Raw genomic sequence first — 19,211 nt, forward strand, 5'->3', positions numbered from 1 at the left:
AGCAGATTGATCCATGAATCTCAAGCAGCTCGAATATGCATTGGCGGTGGCCGAGACAGGCAGCTTCACCCGTGCCGCCGAACGCTGCCATGTGGTGCAGTCGGCGCTCAGTCATCAGGTGGCCAGGCTGGAAAGCCAGCTGGGCGTGAGCCTGTTCGAGCGCACCTCGCGCCGGGTGTGGTTGACCCCGGCAGGGGAGGCGTTCGTGCTAAGCGCCCGGCCAGCGGTGGAGGCCGCGCGACGCATTGCCGACGATGTGGCCGCCGCCTGTGGCCAGGTTCGCGGTCGGCTGACCATTGGTGAAATCAGTTCGCTGACGGCGCTGGACCTGGTCGACCTGCTTGCCGAGTTTCACGTGCACTATCCGGATGTGGATGTACGGTGGCTCACGGCCAAGAGCGAACGGTTGGTCGCCGATGTGCTCGAGCGTCGCCTGGATGTGGGTTTCATCGGGTTGTGGGAAGGCGAGGGCGTGCAGGGGGTACAGCATCGTCTACTGGCTCGGGAGGCTCTGGTCGCCGTGCTTCCACCCACCCACCGCCTGGCCGGACACGGGCAATTGACGCTTGCCGACCTGGTCCAGGAGGTGCTGGTGGATTTCCCGGAAGGCACCGGTGCGCGCCGGCAGACCGACGAAGCGTTCCAGGCGGCAGGGCTGCAACGTCGGGTGCAGTTCGAGATCGGTCATGTGCGGCTGGTGGAGAAGTTCGTGCAGCGCGGCATGGCGATCGGCCTGGTGCCGGAGCGGGTGGCCCAGGGCTTTGACGGCGTGGCCAGGGTACAACTGCTCGACGCGCCGGTACGGCACCTGTACGCGATCTGGTCCGCCCACCCGACACCCGCCGCCCGGGCTTTTCTAGCGCTCATGGAGCAGCGCCTGGGGGCGCTTGAGCACAGGCGCTAGATCACCTCGACGAGGGTCCAGCCTGTGGCATTGAGACTGACCTCCTCGTCAATGCGCTTGCCCATCAGTTGTTGCCCCAAAGGTGAGCGCGGCGTGATCACCATGACCACCTCATCGCCCAGGCCGATCTTCAACCCAGCCGCCTCGGGCCCGATGATCAGCCTGCGGCATTGGCCCTGTTCATCTTCCAAGGTGACCACCTGGCTTACCTGCACCCCTTGTTCAGGGTCGTAGTCGCGCAGCTTCAGCTGTCGGTAGGTCTGGAGTGCCTGGCGGATCTCGGCGCTGCGCCGGGCCTGGCCCGTGGCCAGGTAGGAAGCTTCCAGGCCCAACGTGTCGTACTTGTTCTCGGCGATGTTTTCTTCGGCAGTGGCAGCTTCATAAGCGCTCTGCGCTGCTCGGGTTACCACATCCAGGTCGTGCTCGAGGGCCGCGATGATCTGCGCTATCAGGTGAGTCTTGTTCATGATCAGTAACAGAACTCCAGCACGTTGGCCTGGCTTTTGTCTGTGGGGGCCGTGCGGTTCTGCTGTAACCAGAACTGGCATTTGGGGGTGTTGAGGTTGCGGGGGTTGCCTTCGGCGGCTTGCTCCAGTTGCTGCTTGTGCAGCGTGTCCTTGTAGCGCTCGAACATTTCGGCCTGGGCGTTCGGTGGCTGCGTCGAGGTCGGCGGCGTAGCGCCGCGGGGGGCGTCCTGCGCGGTGGCTGGCTCCGGTGCCTCGACCGGGGTGGGCATCAGCTGGTCCACAAGCCACAGGCTGGCAGCAATCGCCACAGCGCCCAGCCATAGGCCCAGCGCGATGCTCAGTATCAGTGGCAAGGGTTTGAGCGTGATCGTCAGTTCGCGGCGACGGGGCATGGTTGCTTCCTGGCAAGGTGGGCGTTGGCGCATTGTTGCATGCGCGTTGGCATTTTTACGCGCACGGCTGTCTTTGGTGACAATTTATGCGCAGAATCCGCAGCTTTGGCACGGGTTAGGGAGCCGAGCATGACAGCCACGTGGGACATCTTTTGCAGCGTCGTGGACAACTACGGCGATATCGGTGTGACCTGGCGCCTGGCTCGGCAACTGGTGGCCGAGCACGAGGTCGCCGTGCGCCTGTGGGTTGATGACCTCAATGCCTTCGTGCCTTTGTGCCCGGGCGCAGACGCCACTGCGGCGCAGCAATGGCTACGAGGTGTGCAGGTGCGTCAGTGGTCGTCTACCTGGGTGCCGGTGGAGCCGGGTGATGTGGTGATCGGTGCGTTCGCCTGCCAGTTGCCGGATGCATTTGTCCAGGCCATGCGAGCGCGCCACACCCCGCCTGTGTGGCTGAACCTTGAATACCTGAGTGCCGAGCCATGGGTGGAGGGCTGTCACGGGCTGCCGTCACCGCAGCCAAACGGGCTGCGCAAGGTATTTTTCTTCCCGGGCTTCACCGAAAAAACCGGTGGGCTGCTTCGCGAGCATGACCTGTTGCCAAGGCGTGATGCCTTCGAGCGGTCCAGCCGAGCGCGCACAACGTTTCTCGAGGCTTTGAAAGTAACGCCCGCGCAGGGTGCCCTGTTGATCATGCTATTTGCCTATGAGAACCCGCAGCTTGCCAGCTGGCTGCAAGCGCTGGCCACCGACCCGCAGCCGTCTCATGTGCTGGTACCGCAAGGGCGCAGCATCGCCGGGCTTGGGCAGTGGCTTGGGGTAACGCACCTTGAGGCGGGCGATGTGCATGTGCGCGGATCATTGACGGTGCAGGTGTTGCCTTTCGTCAGTCAGGACGATTTCGACCGGCTGTTGTGGAGCTGTGATTTCAACGCCGTACGGGGCGAGGATTCCTTCGTTCGCGCCCAGTGGGCGGCCAAGCCCATGCTTTGGCACATCTACGTGCAGGAAGAAAACGCGCATTGGGAAAAACTCGAAGCGTTCCTGGCGCTTTATCGACGCGGCTTGTCGGACGAGGCGCAAGCGGCCCTGCTCAGGTTATGGCGTGCCTGGAACAGGGATCAGGACATGGGGCAGGCCTGGCGCGCAGCCCGCCCGCATTGGGCGCAATTGCACCAGCATGCCCGTTGCTGGGCTGCCCAGCAGGCCGCTGGGCCGGACCTTGCCAAGGCGCTAGTACACTTTTGTGGAAATTCGCTATGATATGCGGCCTCGATTTTTATAAATCCATCCAGATTCGGATACTGCGTAATGAAAACTGGTAAAGAACTGAAACCCGGTACCGTCCTGCGGATCGACAACGACCCGTGGCTGGTTCAGAAAGCGGAATTCACCAAGTCGGGCCGTAACAGCGCGATCATGAAGACCAAGCTCAAGAACCTGCTGACCGGCTACAAGACCGAAACCGTATACGGTGCGGACGACAAGCTGGACGACGTGATCCTGGACCGCAAGGAAGCCACCCTGTCGTTCATCAACGGTGATGAATACACCTTCATGGACACCAGCGACTACACCATGTACGAGCTGAATGCCGAAGACATCGAAGCCGTTCTGCCGTACATCGAAGAAGGCATGGAAGATGTCTGTGAAGCCGTCTTCTTCGAAGGCCGCCTGGTCTCGGTAGAACTGCCGACCACCATCAGCCGTCAAGTGGTCTACACCGAGAACGCTGCGCGCGGCGATACCTCGGGCAAGGTCATGAAGCCTGCCAAGCTGAAGAACGGTACCGAGATCTCGGTGGCCGACTTCATCCAGATCGACGAGTGGATCGACATCGACACCCGCGACAACAGCTTCAAGGGTCGTTCCAAGAAGTAATGCTTCCTGGATAGCCTGAAGCACCGCTACTGCCTGGTGCTTCTGTGGGGCCGCAAAGCGGCCCCAACTATTGAGTACACGCAAGAGCGGATTTCTACGCCACCGCACCTCGGTAGCGCCGCTCCAGCCCAAGTTAGCCCCCCCTCACAACGTCTTCTGCAAGCTCTCGCGCAGTTCCAGCAAATCGGCTTGCAGCTTTTGCAGCCCCTCGTGAGTGCGCCCACTGGCCTTGAGAATCAGCTGAGGCACCTCTTCGGCTTGCTTGTGCAACTTGCGCCCTTTATCCGTCAGCTGCACCAGCACAACCCGCTCATCTTCACGGCTGCGGGTGCGCTTGAGCAGGCCTTCGCTTTCCAGGCGCTTGAGCAACGGCGTCAGTGAACCTGGGTCAGTGAGCAAGTGCTGGCTGATTTCGCCCACGGTCAAACCATCGTGCTCCCACAACACCAGCATCGCCAGGTATTGCGGGTAGGTCAGGTTGAGGGCCTGAAGCAAGGGCTTGTACACCTTCGTCATCAGTAACGAGGTGGAATGCAGCGCGAAGCAGACCTGGTTCTCCAGTAGCAGTTCGGCGCCAGAGGCTTTGTTATCGGCGTTCATGCAGGTCCTTGAATTCGTTGAATAAGAAACTAGCACGCTGATGGTGGGGTACGCTTACTACCAGCGTAATTCACTGCGCAGTGCCAAATCCCACGGCGGGACCGGGCTAAAGCGGCTCTTGAGGAATTCGAGCAGCAATCGGCTGCGAGAGTTCGTTTCATGTTCAAGGCGAAGTGCATAAATGCCGCTCGTCTCCGCTTGGGGCAGGCCGGCGTCGCAAAAAAGCGCGATCAATTCCCCACGCAACAGATATTCGCTGATCAGCCAGGTAGGCAAATGGGCGATTCCCAGCCCGGCCAAGGCGCCGAACAGAAGGGTTTCGGCATTGTTGGCAACCATGCGCATGCGCGAGGGCCGGTACAGACGTGTCTGGCCGTCTACCTCGAATCGCCAGGCGAACGGGGGTGCCAGGCCGTCCCAGTCCAGGCCGTCATGGCCAGGCAATTCGCTGGGGCACTTGGGCACGCCCCGTGCAGCCAGGTAGGCGGGGCTGGCGCAGGCGATGCGCACCATGTCGGCAAGGGGTGTCGCCACCAGGCGTGTGTCGGCCAGCGGACCTGCCCGTAATACCAGGTCGACTTCGCCTAAATGGCTGCCGTGCATGTCGACGAAACTGTCGATCAAGCGCAACTGCACATCGAGGCCAGGGTAGGCCACCAGAAAATCGGCGATCGCCGGGGCCAGGTGACGGCGCCCGAAGGCCGCCGGTGCATCGAGGCGTATCAAGCCTTCCGGGGCATTGCTCAACGACACCGCTTCGGCCCGGGCCAGGCGCAACTCATCGATGACGTGCCTGGCGCGTTCGGCAAACGCATTGCCCGCAGGCGTCGGCCGCACAGCGTGGGTGCTGCGGCTGAACAGGCGGCTGCCGAGGGCGCGCTCCAGGTTATCGATGCGCCGGGCAACCGCTGACGGCGTCAGTGGATGACGCCGGGCCGCGCCGGAAAAGCTCCCGGTTTCCAGTACATCGAGAAACAAGCTCAATTGATCGGTCAATGTATCAGGGTTCATGGCCAAGTCCGCTTTTGCAGGAAACGCACAGCCATTGTGCGTGGCTGTGCGTTTCGCTGCCAGCACACAGCCGCTAGCATGACGGTCCCTGTGCACGATAAAAGTTGAAATCTGATGATCGAGTGGGTGCTGTACGGCGTATTGGGCGTCGCCCTGGGAACCGTGGGTGGGCTTTTCGGCATCGGTGGCGGCCTGATTGCCATTCCGGCCCTTGGCGTGTTGTTCGGCCTTGACCAGCAGTTGGCGCAGGGCACGGCGTTGGTCATGGTGGTGCCCAATGTGCTATTGGCGTTATGGCGCTATCACCAGCGCAACCGCATCGAGCTACGGCATGCCCTACCGCTGTCCTTGTGCAGCTTCGTGTTCGCCTGGCTGGGGTCGATCTGGGCCGTGGGGTTGGACGCACATGCCATGCGCCTGGGTTTTGTGGGCTTTCTGGTGGCGCTGGCGATCTGGAACGTGGCCAGGATGTTCATGAAAGTCAGCCCTGCCAGTACAGAGCTGCGTCATCCCTGGCCTTGGCTTGGCGTACTCGGCAGCTTCGCCGGGACCATGGGCGGGTTGTTCGGCGTCGGTGGCGCGGTCGTCGCCACGCCGATATTGACCAGTGTGTTCGGCGCAACCCAGGTGGTCGCGCAAGGGTTGTCACTGGCGCTGGCAGCGCCAAGCACGTTGGTCACCCTGGTGACCTACGGCGTGCACCACAGTGTGGACTGGAGCGTCGGTATCCCGCTTGCGGTGGGCGGGCTATTGAGCATCAGTTGGGGCGTCAAGTTGGCCCACGCCCTGCCGGAAAAGGCGCTGCGGGCGATGTTCTGTGTTTTCCTGGTGGTCTGCGCGGTCATGCTTGGTTTCGAACTGTAGCCGCAGGCGTGTCACTTGAACCCTTCGATGATGTACTGCGCCATGCAATCGGTGATGGGGGAGGGTGACTGACCGCCACGTACCAGCATGACGTTGGCCAGCGGCAATTCAGGCAAGCCTTCGGCTTCGCCGAGTACCCGCAGATTGCCGCTGATCAGGCTCTGCAACTGGGCGGTCACCGCCAGCCCCGCGGTGACCACGGCAAAAATGGCCGACAGGCTGGGGCTTGTGTAGGCCACCCGGTAGTCGATGCCCTGGGTTTCCAGTGCGTTACAGGTCCAGGCGCGGCAGAAGCACTCGGTGTTGAACAATGCCAATGGCATGGGGCGCTGCTCGTGTGGGCAGAAGCCCTCGGCCGCAGCCCATACCAGCCGCTCCTGGCGCAGCAGTTGGCCGATTTCGTTGCCGGGCTCACGGGTGACGATGGTCAGGTCCAGGTCCTTGCGCAGCATCAGCTGGCGTGAGGTGTCGCAGTGCACTTCCACCTGGACCAAGGGGTAGGCCTTGGCAAAACTGGACAAAATGCTCGGCAGAAAACGCATGGCGTAGTCGTCAGGTGTACCGATTCGCACCAGGCCCACCATGTGTGGCATGCGCAGGGTGTTGAAGACCTCACCGTGCAACTTGAGAATGCGCCGGGCATACCCCAGCAATACCTGTCCTTCGGCGGTCAGACGCACTTGCCGCCCCTCGCGTTCGAACAAGGGCCGTTGAAGGATATCTTCTTCCAGGCGCTTCATCTGCATGCTGACGGCCGATTGGGTGCGGTTGACCACCTCACCGGCACGGGTAAAGCCGCCTTGCTCGGCGATGGCAACAAAGGTACGCAGCACGTCGGCGTCGAGACTCTGGTACTGGGACATTGCATCAATCTCCGAGATGCATGGCATCAGAAACATTCGTTGGATTGATCTTAATCGGCGCGTGAGACTGAAGCCATCGATAACGGAGGGCTTCACGATGAAAGGTACGATCAGTTGCGCAGAGGCTTCAGTTGTGTCGTCAAGGACGTTGTGGCAAGCGACCTGGGGGCGCGTGATCCGGTGGTTGGAGCTGCACCGCCAGCGCCAGCAGCTTGCCAGCCTGAGCGACGCCATGCTCCACGACCTGGGCTTGAGCAGGGCCGATACGCATCAGGAAAGCGAGCGGCACTTCTGGGACGACCCGCTGTGCAAGTGAGCGCAGCGAGGTCCCTGCCTTGCCTTTTTCGGAGCGCCGCTTAGCGGCGCACCTGCTTCAGTGTCTCGGCGATCAGGAACGCCAGTTCCAGCGACTGGTCGGCGTTCATCCGCGGGTCGCAGTGGGTATGGTAGCGATCCGACAAGGCGTCCTCGGTGATCGGGCGGGCCCCACCGATGCACTCGGTGACGTTCTGCCCGGTCATCTCGATATGAATACCACCTGCGTGGCTGCCTTCGGCCTGGTGAACTTGGAAGAACTGCTTCACCTCGTCCAGGATCTGGGCGAAGTCGCGGGTCTTGTAGCCGCTGCTGGCCTTGATGGTATTGCCATGCATCGGGTCCGAACTCCACAGCACCTTGCGGCCCTCGCGCTCGACCGTGCGGATCAGCCCCGGCAAATGGTCCCCGACCTTGCCCGCGCCCATGCGCACGATCAGGTTCAGGCGCCCTGGATCGTTGCTGGGGTTGAGGATGTCGATCAGGCGGATGAGCGCCTCCGGTTCCATGCTCGGGCCCACCTTGACCCCGATCGGATTGTGCACCCCACGCAAGAACTCCACGTGTGCGCCGTCGAGCTGACGTGTGCGATCGCCGATCCAGAGCATGTGCGCGGAGCAGTCGTAGTAGTCGCCAGTCAGGCTGTCCTGGCGCACGAAAGCCTGTTCGTAGTTGAGCAGCAGGGCTTCGTGGGCCGTGAAGAAGCTGGTCTCGCGCAGCTGGGGTGCGCTGTCCAGGCCACAGGCGCGCATGAACGCCAGGGTCTCGTCGATGCGGTTGGCCAACTGGTGATATTTGTCGGCCAGCGCCGAATTGGCGATGAAGTCCAGGTTCCACTTGTGCACCTGGTGCAAGTCGGCGAAGCCGCCTTGCGCGAAAGCGCGCAGCAGGTTCAGGCTGGCCGTGGACTGGTGATAGGCCTGCAGCAGGCGCTCGGGGTCGGGGATGCGGCTTTTGGCATCGAAGCCGATACCGTTGACGATGTCGCCACGGTAGGCGGGCAAGGTAACGCCGCCCAGGGTCTCGTCACCGGCCGAGCGAGGCTTGGCGAACTGCCCGGCCATGCGCCCTACCTTGACCACAGGACAGCCGGCGGCGAAGGTCATGACAATGGCCATTTGCAGCAGCACCTTGAAGGTGTCGCGAATCTTGGCCGCGGAAAATTCCGCGAAGCTCTCGGCACAGTCGCCACCCTGCAAGAGAAACGCCCGGCCTTCGGTCACCTCGGCGAACTGACGCCGCAACTCGCGGGCTTCGCCAGCGAACACCAACGGCGGGTAACTGGCCAGGGTTTGCTCGACCTTGTGCAGGTGCGCAGCGTCAGGGTAGACGGGTTGTTGCTGGATCGGCAGGGCACGCCAGCTGTCAGGGCTCCACGTTTGGGTCATTTCAGGCTCGGTCATGTAGGTTGCAGGCTGGCAGCCATGGTAACAGCTGGCACCGTGCTTGTTGCAGCACGGGTGTTGACGGACAATGCAGCTTTTGCGGGGGTGATTTGCACATGGTGGCGCAACGGCAGGAGCGGTTGCTGGCACGCGTGGAGGATGCCTTTGGCGTCATCAGCGTGTACGAGGTGGATGATTACCGTTTCCTCGAATTCGGCGACGCCATCGAGCAGAGCTGCGTGTTCACGGCGGACCCCAGCTGGCTGGAGTACGATTACACCCGCGCCATGCTGGTAGGGGCGCTTTGCCATGAACAGCCGGAAAGTGCGCTGTTCTTGGGGCTGGGCGCCGGAACCCTGACCCAGGCTTGCATGAAGTTTCTGCCCCTCGAAGACATCGAGGCCATCGAGCTGCGCCCGGATGTGCCACGCCTGGCCATGGAGCACCTTGGCCTGGATGATGACCCGCGGTTATATGTGCGCATCGGCGATGCGGTCGAATTGCTGCCGACTGCGGAAACGACCGACTTGTTGTTCGTCGACCTTTATACCGACCATGGGCCTGGCGTCGGGCATTTGGCTTGGAATTTTCTGGAGGGCTGCCAGCAACGCCTCAACCCCGGTGGTTGGCTGGTGATCAACCAGTGGGCCACTGACGAGGGCAAGCCGCTTGGGGCGGCATTGCTGCGCGGGTTGTACCACCGCCATTACTGGGAATTACCGGTCAAGGAGGGCAACGTGATCGTGCTGGTGCCAGCCGACCTGGAGCAGACCCTCGACATGGCGGGGCTGCGGGCGCGGGCCGAGGCCCTGGCGCCACGCCTGGGGTATAGCCTGGACGGGTTGATCAAGGACATTCGGCCGGCCAGTTGAGCCGCAGGGATGGGATGAAATTACAGGGGGCCGTTGCGCGGCCCCGCGCGCCATACAGAGGGCTTCGTGGTTTGACCGCAGCGTTCCAGTCACTTGGCGATAACCAAAACAACGCCCCTGCAGGTGTAAAAGATGTATCGTTTCAGCCGCTGCCCACCGACAGCGCCCTCAAACCCCGCGGCCTGAAAAAATTCCTCCCGCCCCGTTCGATTTCAGGTATAGTACGCGCCGGTCTTTTAGCGGGCCTCAAAAATCAGGCGGTGCAAATCCTCCGAGTCCAGCTTCGGCTGCACGTCCGCTAGGCGGACCTTCCCAAGTATCTTTTTCAATCGTTTTCGCAAATCCCCGCCGCCAAAGCTGCCTGGGTGACCTGTCGGTCTTTCATGGCTTGTGCAGCTTTGGAGCATGGGTCTTTGCGGATGCACTCTAGAGGCAGACCCATGACCCAGGAAATCGCCGGCTTCGCCGCTCTCGATCTCAATCCGAACATTGTTGCCGCTGTCGTGGCCACCGGCTATGAAGAGCCGTCGGCCATTCAGCAGCAATCGATCCCGATCATCCTCGCCGGTCACGACATGATCGGCCAGGCGCAGACAGGCACCGGCAAGACCGCTGCCTTCGCTCTGCCGATCCTCAACAAGATCGATGTGAGCAAGCGCGAGCCGCAAGCCCTGATCCTGGCACCAACCCGTGAGTTGGCGCTGCAAGTTGCAACCGCTTTCGAAACCTACGCCAAGCAGATGCCGGGCGTGAACGTCGTGGCCGTCTACGGTGGTGCCCCGATGGGCCCGCAGCTGCGCGCCATTCGCAACGGCGCGCAAATCGTCGTCGCCACCCCAGGCCGTCTGTGCGACCACTTGCGTCGTGACGAGAAGGTCCTGTCGACCGTGCAGTACCTGGTACTGGACGAAGCCGACGAGATGCTCAAGCTGGGCTTCATGGACGACCTCGAAGTGATCTTCGACGCCATCCCGGCCACGCGTCAGACCGTACTGTTCTCCGCGACCCTGCCGTCGTCGATCCGCTCGATCGCCGAACGCCACCTGCGTGAGCCCAAGCACGTCAAGATCCAGAGCAAGACCCAGACCGTCACCGCGATCGATCAGGCTCACCTGATGGTGCATGCTGACCAGAAGATCCCGGCTGTGCTGCGTCTGCTGGAAGTCGAAGAGTTCGACGCGCTGATCGCCTTCGTGCGCACCAAGCAGGCTACCCTGGACCTGGCTGCCGCGTTGGAAGCCAAGGGGTACAAGGCTGCTGCGCTGAACGGCGACATCGCCCAGAACCAGCGTGAGCGCGTGATCGACTCGCTCAAGGATGGCCGCCTGGACATCGTCGTCGCCACTGACGTCGCTGCCCGTGGCCTGGACGTGCCGCGCATCACCCACGTGTTCAACGTGGACATGCCGTACGATCCTGAGTCCTATGTGCACCGTATTGGCCGTACCGGCCGTGCGGGTCGCGAAGGTCGCGCACTGCTGCTGGTGACGCCGCGTGAGCGCCGCATGCTGCAGGTGATCGAGCGCGTGACGGGTCAGAAAGTCGCCGAAGCGCGCCTGCCCAACGGCCAGGCGGTGCTCGATGCCCGTATCAAGAAGCTGACCAATAGCCTGGCGCCGCTGGTTGCCGAAGCCGAAGCCACCCACGGCGAGCTGTTCGACCGCCTGACCGCCGACCTGGGCTGCAGCGCTCGCGCGCTGGCTTCTGCCCTGCTGCGCAAGGCCACCAATGGCCAAGCCCTGGACCTGGCAGCGGTAGAACGCGAACAGCCCCTGGTGCCAAGCTTCGCCCCGCGTGGCGAGCGCACCGAACGTGGCGAGCGCCCGGACCGTGGCGACCGCGAGCGTCGTGCGCCACTGCCGTTGGCAGAAGGCCGCGTACGCTGCCGTACTGCCCTGGGCGCACGTGACGGTATCGCTGCCAAGAACCTGCTGGGCGCGATCCTCAACGAAGGTGGCCTGGCGCGTGATGCCATTGGTCGCATCCAGGTGCGTGATAGCTTCAGCCTGGTCGAGCTGCCGGAAGACGGCCTCGAGAAGCTGCTGACCAAGCTCAAGGACACTCGCGTCGCTGGCAAGCAGCTCAAGCTGCGTCGCTACCGCGAAGATTGATCCTCAAGCAATAAAACATCCCCGGCCTAGGTCGGGGATTTTTTTTGCAAGCCATCAGGCGCGACCTAACCGAACCGGTAGATATCCATCCCCAGCGCGCCCAAGGTGAAGCCCTGGTGCACTACGTCAAAAGCCCCACCCGCGCCTAGGGCAAAGAACAGCGGCAGCAGATGCTCATCGCTGGGGTGATTGCGCACGGCAAACGGCGCCTGCGCCCTGTAGTCGAGCAAGGCCTGGCAGTCGTTGGCCTGCAACGTCTCTACCATCCAGTTTCTGAAGGCCAGCGCCCACGGCGCCATCCTGTCCGGCCCAGCCTGCCAGTCCAGTTCACCAAGATTGTGCGTGATACTGCCAGAGCCAATCAGCAGGACACCTTCTTCGCGCAGCCCGGCCAGGGCCTGGCCAATGCGTAGCTGCCCCGTGGGGCCCAAATGGCTGGGCAAGGACACCTGCACCAGCGGGACCTGTGCCTGCGGATACATCAGCGATAAGGGCACCCAGGCGCCATGATCGAAGGGGCGCTCGGCGTCTGGGTCAGCTGGCAGCCCGGCCGCCTGCAAACGATCACAGATACGTTGCGCCAGGTGCGGATCGCCCGGTGCTGGGTACTGCACCGTATACAGCGCCGCAGGAAAGCCAGCAAAGTCATGCCAGGTCGCCGGCCTCGCGCCGCTCGTCACTGCCAGGTCGCGACTTTCCCAATGGGCCGATACCACGACAATCGCACGTGGCGTAGGCAGCTGTTGAGCCAACTGCGCCAGTGCAGGCCCGCTGGCGCCGGGCTGCAATGCCAACATGGGTGAGCCGTGGGAGATGAACAAGCTAGGCAGCATGGCAGGGTCCTGAGGGTTAAGATGCTCGCATCTTCGGTCAAGGCTTGATCGAATCCAAATCAAGTTATGGCTGGGAACCATCGAATAATCGGGAGGAAACATGGAACCGGCATTCTGGCAGCAGCGGTGGGCCGACAACCAGATTGGCTTTCATCAAGCCCAGGTGAACCCCTACCTGCAGGCCTATTGGCCTGGCTTGCATCTGGCGGCCAGCAGCAAGGTCCTGGTGCCCTTGTGCGGCAAGAGCCTGGACGTACTGTGGCTGGCCGGGCAGGGGCACCGAGTGATGGGTGTCGAGTTGTCTCGTCGGGCGGTGGAAGACTTCTTCCGTGAGCAGGGGCTCCAGGCACAGGTCTCGCACACAGGCGCATTCGAGATCTGGCGTCATGGGCCTATTGAGCTTTGGTGCGGCGATTTCTTCGCGCTGACGAGCGGCGACGTGGGTGACTGTACCGCGCTCTACGACCGAGCGGCCTTGATTGCCTTGCCCTCGGCGATGCGGGAGCGGTATGTCCGAGCGCTGTCGGGCTTGTTGCCTGCTGGCACCAAGGGGCTGGTGGTGACCTTGGACTATGACCAGGCGCTGGTGCCCGGGCCGCCGTTTTCGGTGAGCGACGACGCGTTGCGGCAGGGGTTCACCGGCTGGCAAGTGGATGAGCTCGAAGCGGTGCAGATGATCGAGCAGAGCCCGAAGTTCGTGCAGGCGGGGGCTTCGAGCTTGTGGGAGAGGGTCTATCGGGTCAGCCGTTGAGGTCTGCACCCCGCCTTGTGATTAACAGGCGCTCATAAAAAAAGGCGACCGAAGTCGCCTTTTTGCAGGGTGGGGTGGATCAACCGCGGCGGCGCAGGGCGTCGATGCGGTCTTCCAGTGGCGGGTGGCTCATCAGCAGGCCGGCCAGGCCCTGCTTGAGGCCCCCATTGATGCCGAAGGCCTTGAGCGTGTCGGGCATGTGAACCGGCAAACCCTGTTCCACACGCAGGCGCTGCAAGGCGCCGATCATGGCCGAGGTGCCGGCCAGGCGAGCGCCGGCTTCGTCTGCGCGATACTCGCGGCGGCGCGAGAACCACATGACGATGATGCTGGCCAGGATGCCCAGTATCAGTTCTGCCACGATGGTCGCGACGTAATAGGCGATACCTTGGCCTTCCTCGTTCTTGAAGATGACCTTGTCGACGAAGTTGCCGATGATCCGGGCGAAGAACATCACGAAGGTGTTCACCACGCCCTGGACCAGCGCCAGGGTGACCATGTCGCCGTTGGCAACGTGGCCGATCTCGTGCGCCAGCACGGCGCGCACTTCATCGGGCGAGAAACGCTCCAGCAGGCCTTGAGAGACCGCCACCAGTGCATCGTTACGGTTCCAGCCGGTGGCGAAGGCGTTGGCTTCATAGGCCGGGAAAATACCCACTTCCGGCATCTTGATGCCAGCCTCGCGGGACAGCTCCTCGACCGTTTGCAGCAGCCACTGCTCGTGCCGGGTACGCGGCTGGCTGATGATCTGGGTACCGGTGCTCATCTTCGCCATCCACTTGGAGATGAACAGCGAAACCAGCGAGCCGGCAAAACCGAACACCGCACAGAACACGAGCAGGCTGCCAAGGTCCAGGTCGACCCCGTTGGCAGCCATGAACCCGTTGAAACCGAACAGGCTCAGGGTAATGCTTGCAACCAGCACCACCGCAAGGTTGGTGGCCACAAACAACAGAATGCGCATCATGGTTGTTACGTTCTCCTGACGGATGAATTGTCGCTTACTGCGGGGTATATAAGGGGCCTGCCGCCGGGATTCAATCGACGGACTATTTCAAACTGTGTAAGCCGCAGTATGGCAGAGGAGGGGAAGCCGGCTGTGGGATAGAGCATTGCAGGATGTAAGAAACATGCTACAGCGCGCGCAGGGCCGTCCTTTTCCTGAGGCGGCCCTGCCAGCGCTCACAGCTGCAACCAGAGTGTCGGCCCTCTATGAGCGCCAGCGGCGCGTGTGCTTACTGCGAATAGGTCCTGAGGAAATTGCCGATCCGCCCGATGGCCGCTTCCAGGTCATCTACGCGGGGCAGCGTCACTACGCGGAAATGGTCCGGCCAAGGCCAGTTGAACGCAGTGCCCTGGACGATGAGCAGTTTCTCGGACAGCAGCAGGTCCAAGGCGAATTTCTCGTCGTTGAGGATCGGGCAGACCTTCGGGTCGATCCTCGGGAACGCATACAGCGCGCCCATGGGCTTGACGCAGCTCACCCCGGGGATGTCGTTGAGCAGCTCGAAGGTGCGGTTGCGCTGTTCTAGCAAGCGCCCCGGTGGCAGCACCAGGTCGTTGATGCTCTGGTAACCACCCAGTGCGGTCTGAATGGCATGCTGGGCCGGTACGTTGGCGCACAGGCGCATGTTGGCCAGCATGTCGATGCCTTCGATGTAACTCTGGGCATGATGCTTGGGCCCGGAAATGATCAACCAGCCGGAGCGAAAGCCTGCCACGCGGTACGATTTGGACAGGCCGTTGAAGGTCAGGCACAGCAGGTCCGGTGCCAGGGAGGCCGTGCTGATGTGCACCGCTTCGTCATAAAGAATCTTGTCGTAGATTTCGTCGGAGAACACCACCAGGTTGTGCTGGCGAGCGAGCTCCAGCATGCCCCGCAACAGCGCTGTGGAATACACCGCGCCCGTTGGGTTGTTGGGGTTGATGATGACCAGTGCCTTGGTGTTGGGGGTGATCTTGGCCTTGATGTCCTCCAGGTCGGGGAACCAGTCGGCCTGCTCGTCGCACAGGTAGTGCACCGGTTTGCCGCCCGCCAGGCTTACGGCTGCCGTCCACAGGGGGTAGTCGGGGGCGGGGATGAGCACCTCGTCACCGTTGTTGAGCAGGGCCTGCATCGACATGACGATCAACTCGGACACGCCGTTGCCCAGGTAGATATCTTCGATGCCGACGCCTTCGATGCCCTTTTGCTGGCAGTACTGCATCACCGCCTTGCGTGCGCTGAACAGGCCTTTGGAATCGCTGTAGCCCTGCGCGGTAGGGAGGTTGCGGATCACGTCCTGCAGAATTTCATCGGGCGCCTCGAAACCGAACGGCGCCGGGTTGCCGATGTTCAGCTTGAGGATGCGGTGGCCTTCCTCTTCCAGACGCTTGGCGTGCTTGAGCACAGGGCCGCGAATGTCGTAGCAAACATTGGCGAGCTTGTTCGATTTGCTGAACTGCATGATGGAATCCCGATTGAGAAAACGCGCTATGCCCGGCCGAAAGGTTTGTAAGGGCACAAAGCGGGTGCGAGACTGAACGCCTTGCACACGAAGCCAACTAATATACGTGCCACCCGCGCCCCGGAAAAGACGGCGCAGGGTGAAATTGAGCCTGCCGAGGGAGCCCCATGCAAAAGATCGAGAAAACCCTGGAACAGTGGCGGTCGATGCTCGACCCCGAGCAATACCAGGTGTGCCGTCTGAAAGGCACCGAGCGGCCGTTCAGCGGCAAGTACAACAGCGAGCGCCGCGACGGCATCTATCACTGCATCTGCTGCGGTCTGGCATTGTTCGATGCCCAGACCAAGTTCGATTCGGGCTGTGGTTGGCCAAGCTTCTACGCCCCCATCGAGGATAGCGCGATGATCGAGATTCGCGACACCTCCCACGGCATGATCCGCACCGAGGTGACCTGTGCCCGCTGCGACGCTCACCTTGGCCACGTGTTCCCCGACGGGCCACCACCGACCGGGCTGCGCTACTGCATCAACTCGGTGTGCATCGACTTGCGCCCTCGTGACTGACCGGAGCTCGAACATGGCCGCATCGCTGCTGGATATTCCCTGTGTCACCCTTGCAGGCGAACACAAGAAGCTGGGCGACTTCCCAGGCAAGGCCGTGCTGGTGGTCAACACCGCCAGCCAGTGCGGCTTCACGCCGCAATACGCCGGGTTGGAACAGCTGTGGCAGAGGTACCGTGATCGCGGGCTGGTGGTGCTGGGCTTTCCCTGCAACCAGTTCGGCAAGCAGGAGCCTGGCGAGGCGCGTGACATCGCGCAGTTCTGCCAGCGCAATTTCGGCGTGAGCTTTGCGCTGTTTCGCAAGGTGGAGGTCAACGGCCCAGGCACCCACCCCTTGTTCGCCGAGCTCAAGCAGCGGGCGCCTGGCATTCTGGGTAGCCAGAAGATCAAGTGGAACTTCACCAAGTTCCTGCTCGACCCGGCCAGCGGCCAGGTGGTGCGTTATGCACCGACCACCAAGCCGCAGGCCTTGGAGGCGGACATCGAGCGTCTGCTCAGCCGCTGACCGGCACCCAGCGATCGACCACGGCCAGCAGGTCCTCGCGCCGGAACGGCTTGGCCAGGTAATCGTCCATACCGGCGGCTCGGCAGCGGTCGCGCTCCTCGGGCATTGCATTGGCGGTGAGCGCGACAATGGGCAGCCCTGGCCAATGGCCGCGCTCACGGATGCGCCGGGTGGCCTCGTAGCCATCCATCACCGGCATGTTGCAGTCCATCAGCACCAGGTCGAAGGCTTCCTCTTCTAGCCGTGCCAGGGCTTCGACTCCTTGCGTGGCCAATTCCACCTGGCACCCCAGCTTGGCCAGCATGCCTTTGGCCACCAGCTGATTGACGGGGTTGTCCTCCACCAGCAGGATGCGCGCCCGGCCTTTGGCTGTAGCGGGGGGTGGGGTTGCCAGTGGGTGCTCGGCATCGTGTCCTTGCAATACCCGATGCAGCGTCTGGTACAGCGCCCCACGGGTCAGCGGGCGTGCGAGCTGATGCAGGGGGGCCATGGCCAAGGCCTGTTCGCTGGGCAGGAAGTTGCCGTAGGCAGTGACGAGCAGGATGGGTACCTGCGAAACCCTGCGCACCTCGGGCAGCGCCTGCACATCGTCGAGTATCAGCAGGTCGGTTGCGCCTGCTACGGTGTCAATGCCGTCGTGCCGTGCATACGCCAGGCCCAAGGCCGGTAACAGGCCAAGCATCAGCTCATGCAGGCCGCTGCCCGCTGCGGTCAGTGCAGCCACGCTGGCGTGCAAAGGCTCGGGTGTATCGGCCTTGGCGCAGGCGTTGAGGGGGAGTTCTGCAGTGAAACGGCTGCCAAAACCGGGCTGGGACCGAATATGCAGATGGCCATGCATGGCCTTGCACAGGTTACGGGTCAGGGCCAGTCCCAGGCCGGTACCGCCGTACTGACGCGTGATGCCTGCGCCGGCCTGGGTGAAAGGCTGGAAGATGCGCGCTTGCGCTTCTTCCGGGATGCCGATGCCGGTATCCCGGACTTCCAGGCGCACGCCGCCGATCATCGGCTCAAGCCTGACGTCCACCCGTCCAAAGCGGGTGAATTTCAACGCGTTGGACAACAGGTTGCCGACGATCTGGCGCACCCGCGTAGGGTCGCCCAATACGCTTGCCGGAAAGTCATGGGCAATCAGACAAGTCAGTTCGACCCCCTGGGCCACGTTCTGCGACAGCAGGCTAGCGGTGTCCTCGATTAGGGTCGCCATGTCGAAGGGGATTCGTTCTAGCTCGAGCTGGCCTGCATCGAATTTCGACAGATCGAGGATATCGTTGAGCAGTTCGACCAGGACTTTCCCGGAGTCGTGTGCAATGGTCAGCTGCTGGCGCTGCTCACCTGGCAGCGGGTTGTCCAGCGCCAGGGCGATCATGCCGAGCATCCCATTGAGGGGCGTACGGATCTCGTGGCTCATGTTGGCCAGGAACGCAGCCCGTGCATGGGCCATGTCCAGCGCCCGACGCCGGGCTTGCTCAAGCTCTTGGTTGGTCAGGCTGAGGTTGTCGTTGCTCGCTTTGAGTTCATCGGTACGGGCCGCAACGATGTTTTCCAGCTCGTTGAGGTACTGGGTGAGCCGATTCTCGGCCGTACGGCGCTGCTCGATCTCGGTGGACATGCTGACGAACTGCTGGTTGGCCACTTTCACCAGTACGCCGATTTCATCGTGCTCATGACCGGGCGGGCATTGCAGTCGTCTCTGCAGGGGCTTGCGCGCATCGCCGCCGCTCAGCGCACCGATCACCGTGACCAACGGCTTGGTCAGCATCATGTAGAACAGGGCCAGCAACAGGCCTGTCAGCACCAGGCTGCGGGCAAAGCCGTTGAGCAGGGTGAGGCCGGCGCGGTCGAGAAAGCGCCGGCCGAAGGGGTAGGTGTCCACGTCCAGGTACAGCGTGCCCAGGTACTCGTCGGGCATGTGGGTGAGAAACAAGGGGTCGCGCAGTTGACGGTGATCGCCGAACAGAAAGTCGCTGATCGGCCTGTAACGGTCTTCGAGTCGCGGCCGTTCCACGTCTGCCAGCACCGTCTCGTTGTTGTCGATCAATCGCGCGCGCACGATGGCAGGCGACTCCAGCAGCCCCCGGGTCAGTTCCAGTGCCAGCTCCGAGTCGATGTTGTAGGCGATGCGCGAGGCCGGGTTGTGGCTGATTTGCAGCAGCGCACGCACTTCGCGGTTGATCGAGGCGTCTTCGCTGGCATAATCGATGCCGATCTGGACAAGACTGAGCAATGTTCCCAGGATGAAGCCAACCAGGACTGTCAACCGGGCTTGCTTGTATGACAGGCGATTGGTGAACTTGATATCCATGAGTCCCGAGCCGGTTCCACATTCCTTGCGCTGCGCAAGCATAGCCGATCGATCGCGGCTGCTGGCGGGTCTGTCACATTTTCAGCCCTGATCAGGCTGAGCGCCTGGGCTGGCCGTTTGATTGCTCAATCGCCTTGTACGCCATGGC

At 62.3% G+C, this 19,211-nt stretch carries 20 protein-coding genes; 10 read left to right on the plus strand and 10 right to left on the minus strand.

Going from position 1 to position 19,211, the window contains the following annotated elements; genetic code table 11:
* The first annotated feature begins 13 nt into the window (after positions 1–13).
* Positions 14–904: a LysR family transcriptional regulator gene (locus tag MOP87_RS05565; protein WP_027914314.1), complete on the plus strand. Its 891-nt coding sequence runs from the start codon at positions 14–16 to the stop codon at positions 902–904.
* Here the strand turns inward: MOP87_RS05565 and MOP87_RS05570 are convergent.
* Positions 901–1,371: a GreA/GreB family elongation factor gene (locus tag MOP87_RS05570; RefSeq protein WP_027914315.1), complete on the minus strand. Its 471-nt coding sequence runs from the start codon at positions 1,369–1,371 to the stop codon at positions 901–903. The genes MOP87_RS05565 and MOP87_RS05570 overlap by 4 nt on opposite strands.
* Positions 1,372–1,373: 2 nt before the next feature.
* Positions 1,374–1,763 carry a hypothetical protein gene (locus tag MOP87_RS05575; protein WP_027914316.1) on the minus strand — a complete coding sequence of 130 codons (390 nt, stop codon included), beginning with the start codon at positions 1,761–1,763 and terminating at the stop codon, positions 1,374–1,376.
* Positions 1,764–1,892: 129 nt separating this feature from the next.
* Between MOP87_RS05575 and earP the strand changes: the two genes are divergently transcribed.
* Both earP and efp read left to right on the plus strand, forming a co-directional pair.
* On the plus strand, positions 1,893–3,026 hold the full coding sequence (gene earP, locus MOP87_RS05580) for an elongation factor P maturation arginine rhamnosyltransferase EarP (protein ID WP_242810217.1): 1,134 nt from the start codon (positions 1,893–1,895) through the stop codon (positions 3,024–3,026).
* Positions 3,027–3,074: 48 nt separating this feature from the next.
* The gene (efp, locus tag MOP87_RS05585) at positions 3,075–3,644 is read left to right on the plus strand and encodes an elongation factor P (protein ID WP_023535349.1); all 570 of its coding nucleotides are present in this window, start codon (positions 3,075–3,077) and stop codon (positions 3,642–3,644) included.
* Positions 3,645–3,788: 144 nt separating this feature from the next.
* On the opposite strand, the gene MOP87_RS05590 is transcribed toward efp, so the two are convergent.
* Together MOP87_RS05590 and MOP87_RS05595 are read right to left on the minus strand one after the other, a co-directional pair.
* Complete coding sequence (locus tag MOP87_RS05590) at positions 3,789–4,244, minus strand: MarR family transcriptional regulator (RefSeq protein ID WP_027914318.1); 456 nt, start codon at positions 4,242–4,244, stop codon at positions 3,789–3,791.
* Between the two features lie 57 nt (positions 4,245–4,301).
* On the minus strand, positions 4,302–5,255 hold the full coding sequence (locus MOP87_RS05595; RefSeq protein ID WP_028687849.1) for a LysR family transcriptional regulator: 954 nt from the start codon (positions 5,253–5,255) through the stop codon (positions 4,302–4,304).
* Positions 5,256–5,369: 114 nt separating this feature from the next.
* Here MOP87_RS05595 and MOP87_RS05600 point away from each other — a divergent pair, with 114 nt between their 5' ends.
* On the plus strand, positions 5,370–6,119 hold the full coding sequence (locus tag MOP87_RS05600) for a sulfite exporter TauE/SafE family protein (RefSeq protein WP_027914320.1): 750 nt from the start codon (positions 5,370–5,372) through the stop codon (positions 6,117–6,119).
* Between the two features lie 11 nt (positions 6,120–6,130).
* Here MOP87_RS05600 and MOP87_RS05605 read toward each other — a convergent pair whose 3' ends face one another.
* On the minus strand, positions 6,131–6,982 hold the full coding sequence (locus tag MOP87_RS05605) for a LysR substrate-binding domain-containing protein (protein ID WP_027914321.1): 852 nt from the start codon (positions 6,980–6,982) through the stop codon (positions 6,131–6,133).
* 97 nt (positions 6,983–7,079) lie between these two features.
* On the opposite strand from MOP87_RS05605, the gene MOP87_RS21775 reads away from it, so the two are divergent.
* The gene (locus MOP87_RS21775) at positions 7,080–7,298 is read left to right on the plus strand and encodes a DUF1127 domain-containing protein (RefSeq protein ID WP_049696383.1); all 219 of its coding nucleotides are present in this window, start codon (positions 7,080–7,082) and stop codon (positions 7,296–7,298) included.
* Positions 7,299–7,338: 40 nt separating this feature from the next.
* Here MOP87_RS21775 and MOP87_RS05615 read toward each other — a convergent pair whose 3' ends face one another.
* Entirely contained in the window at positions 7,339–8,685 is a 1,347-nt protein-coding gene (locus MOP87_RS05615; protein WP_140174568.1) for a 3-deoxy-7-phosphoheptulonate synthase class II, read from the minus strand.
* A 113-nt stretch (positions 8,686–8,798) separates the two neighbouring features.
* Here MOP87_RS05615 and MOP87_RS05620 point away from each other — a divergent pair, with 113 nt between their 5' ends.
* Positions 8,799–9,554, plus strand: coding sequence for a spermidine synthase (locus MOP87_RS05620; RefSeq protein WP_027914324.1), 756 nt, complete (start codon positions 8,799–8,801; stop codon positions 9,552–9,554).
* Positions 9,555–9,994: 440 nt separating this feature from the next.
* A complete protein-coding gene (locus tag MOP87_RS05625) occupies positions 9,995–11,665 on the plus strand; it encodes a DEAD/DEAH box helicase (RefSeq protein WP_027914325.1) in 1,671 nt (556 codons plus the stop codon).
* Positions 11,666–11,730: 65 nt separating this feature from the next.
* Here MOP87_RS05625 and MOP87_RS05630 read toward each other — a convergent pair whose 3' ends face one another.
* Entirely contained in the window at positions 11,731–12,498 is a 768-nt protein-coding gene (locus tag MOP87_RS05630) for a class III extradiol ring-cleavage dioxygenase (RefSeq protein WP_242810218.1), read from the minus strand.
* Between the two features lie 100 nt (positions 12,499–12,598).
* On the opposite strand from MOP87_RS05630, the gene MOP87_RS05635 reads away from it, so the two are divergent.
* Positions 12,599–13,249 carry a thiopurine S-methyltransferase gene (locus MOP87_RS05635; RefSeq protein ID WP_181074072.1) on the plus strand — a complete coding sequence of 217 codons (651 nt, stop codon included), beginning with the start codon at positions 12,599–12,601 and terminating at the stop codon, positions 13,247–13,249.
* Between the two features lie 79 nt (positions 13,250–13,328).
* On the opposite strand, the gene htpX is transcribed toward MOP87_RS05635, so the two are convergent.
* Together htpX and MOP87_RS05645 are read right to left on the minus strand one after the other, a co-directional pair.
* Positions 13,329–14,216, minus strand: coding sequence for a protease HtpX (gene htpX, locus MOP87_RS05640; RefSeq protein WP_023535364.1), 888 nt, complete (start codon positions 14,214–14,216; stop codon positions 13,329–13,331).
* A 268-nt stretch (positions 14,217–14,484) separates the two neighbouring features.
* The gene (locus tag MOP87_RS05645; protein WP_049696379.1) at positions 14,485–15,696 is read right to left on the minus strand and encodes a pyridoxal phosphate-dependent aminotransferase; all 1,212 of its coding nucleotides are present in this window, start codon (positions 15,694–15,696) and stop codon (positions 14,485–14,487) included.
* A gap of 167 nt (positions 15,697–15,863) precedes the next feature.
* On the opposite strand from MOP87_RS05645, the gene msrB reads away from it, so the two are divergent.
* Together msrB and MOP87_RS05655 are read left to right on the plus strand one after the other, a co-directional pair.
* Positions 15,864–16,259 carry a peptide-methionine (R)-S-oxide reductase MsrB gene (gene msrB / locus MOP87_RS05650; RefSeq protein ID WP_025338187.1) on the plus strand — a complete coding sequence of 132 codons (396 nt, stop codon included), beginning with the start codon at positions 15,864–15,866 and terminating at the stop codon, positions 16,257–16,259.
* Between the two features lie 13 nt (positions 16,260–16,272).
* The gene (locus tag MOP87_RS05655; RefSeq protein WP_028687853.1) at positions 16,273–16,761 is read left to right on the plus strand and encodes a glutathione peroxidase; all 489 of its coding nucleotides are present in this window, start codon (positions 16,273–16,275) and stop codon (positions 16,759–16,761) included.
* On the opposite strand, the gene MOP87_RS05660 is transcribed toward MOP87_RS05655, so the two are convergent.
* Positions 16,751–19,105 carry a response regulator gene (locus MOP87_RS05660; RefSeq protein ID WP_049696378.1) on the minus strand — a complete coding sequence of 785 codons (2,355 nt, stop codon included), beginning with the start codon at positions 19,103–19,105 and terminating at the stop codon, positions 16,751–16,753. The two genes, MOP87_RS05655 and MOP87_RS05660, sit on opposite strands and share 11 nt — an antisense overlap.
* Between the last annotated feature and the right edge of the window lie 106 nt (positions 19,106–19,211).

It is taken from the genome of Pseudomonas sp. I3-I5 (genome assembly GCF_022699445.1).
In the GTDB taxonomy this organism is placed as follows: Bacteria; Pseudomonadota; Gammaproteobacteria; order Pseudomonadales; family Pseudomonadaceae; genus Aquipseudomonas; species Aquipseudomonas fulva.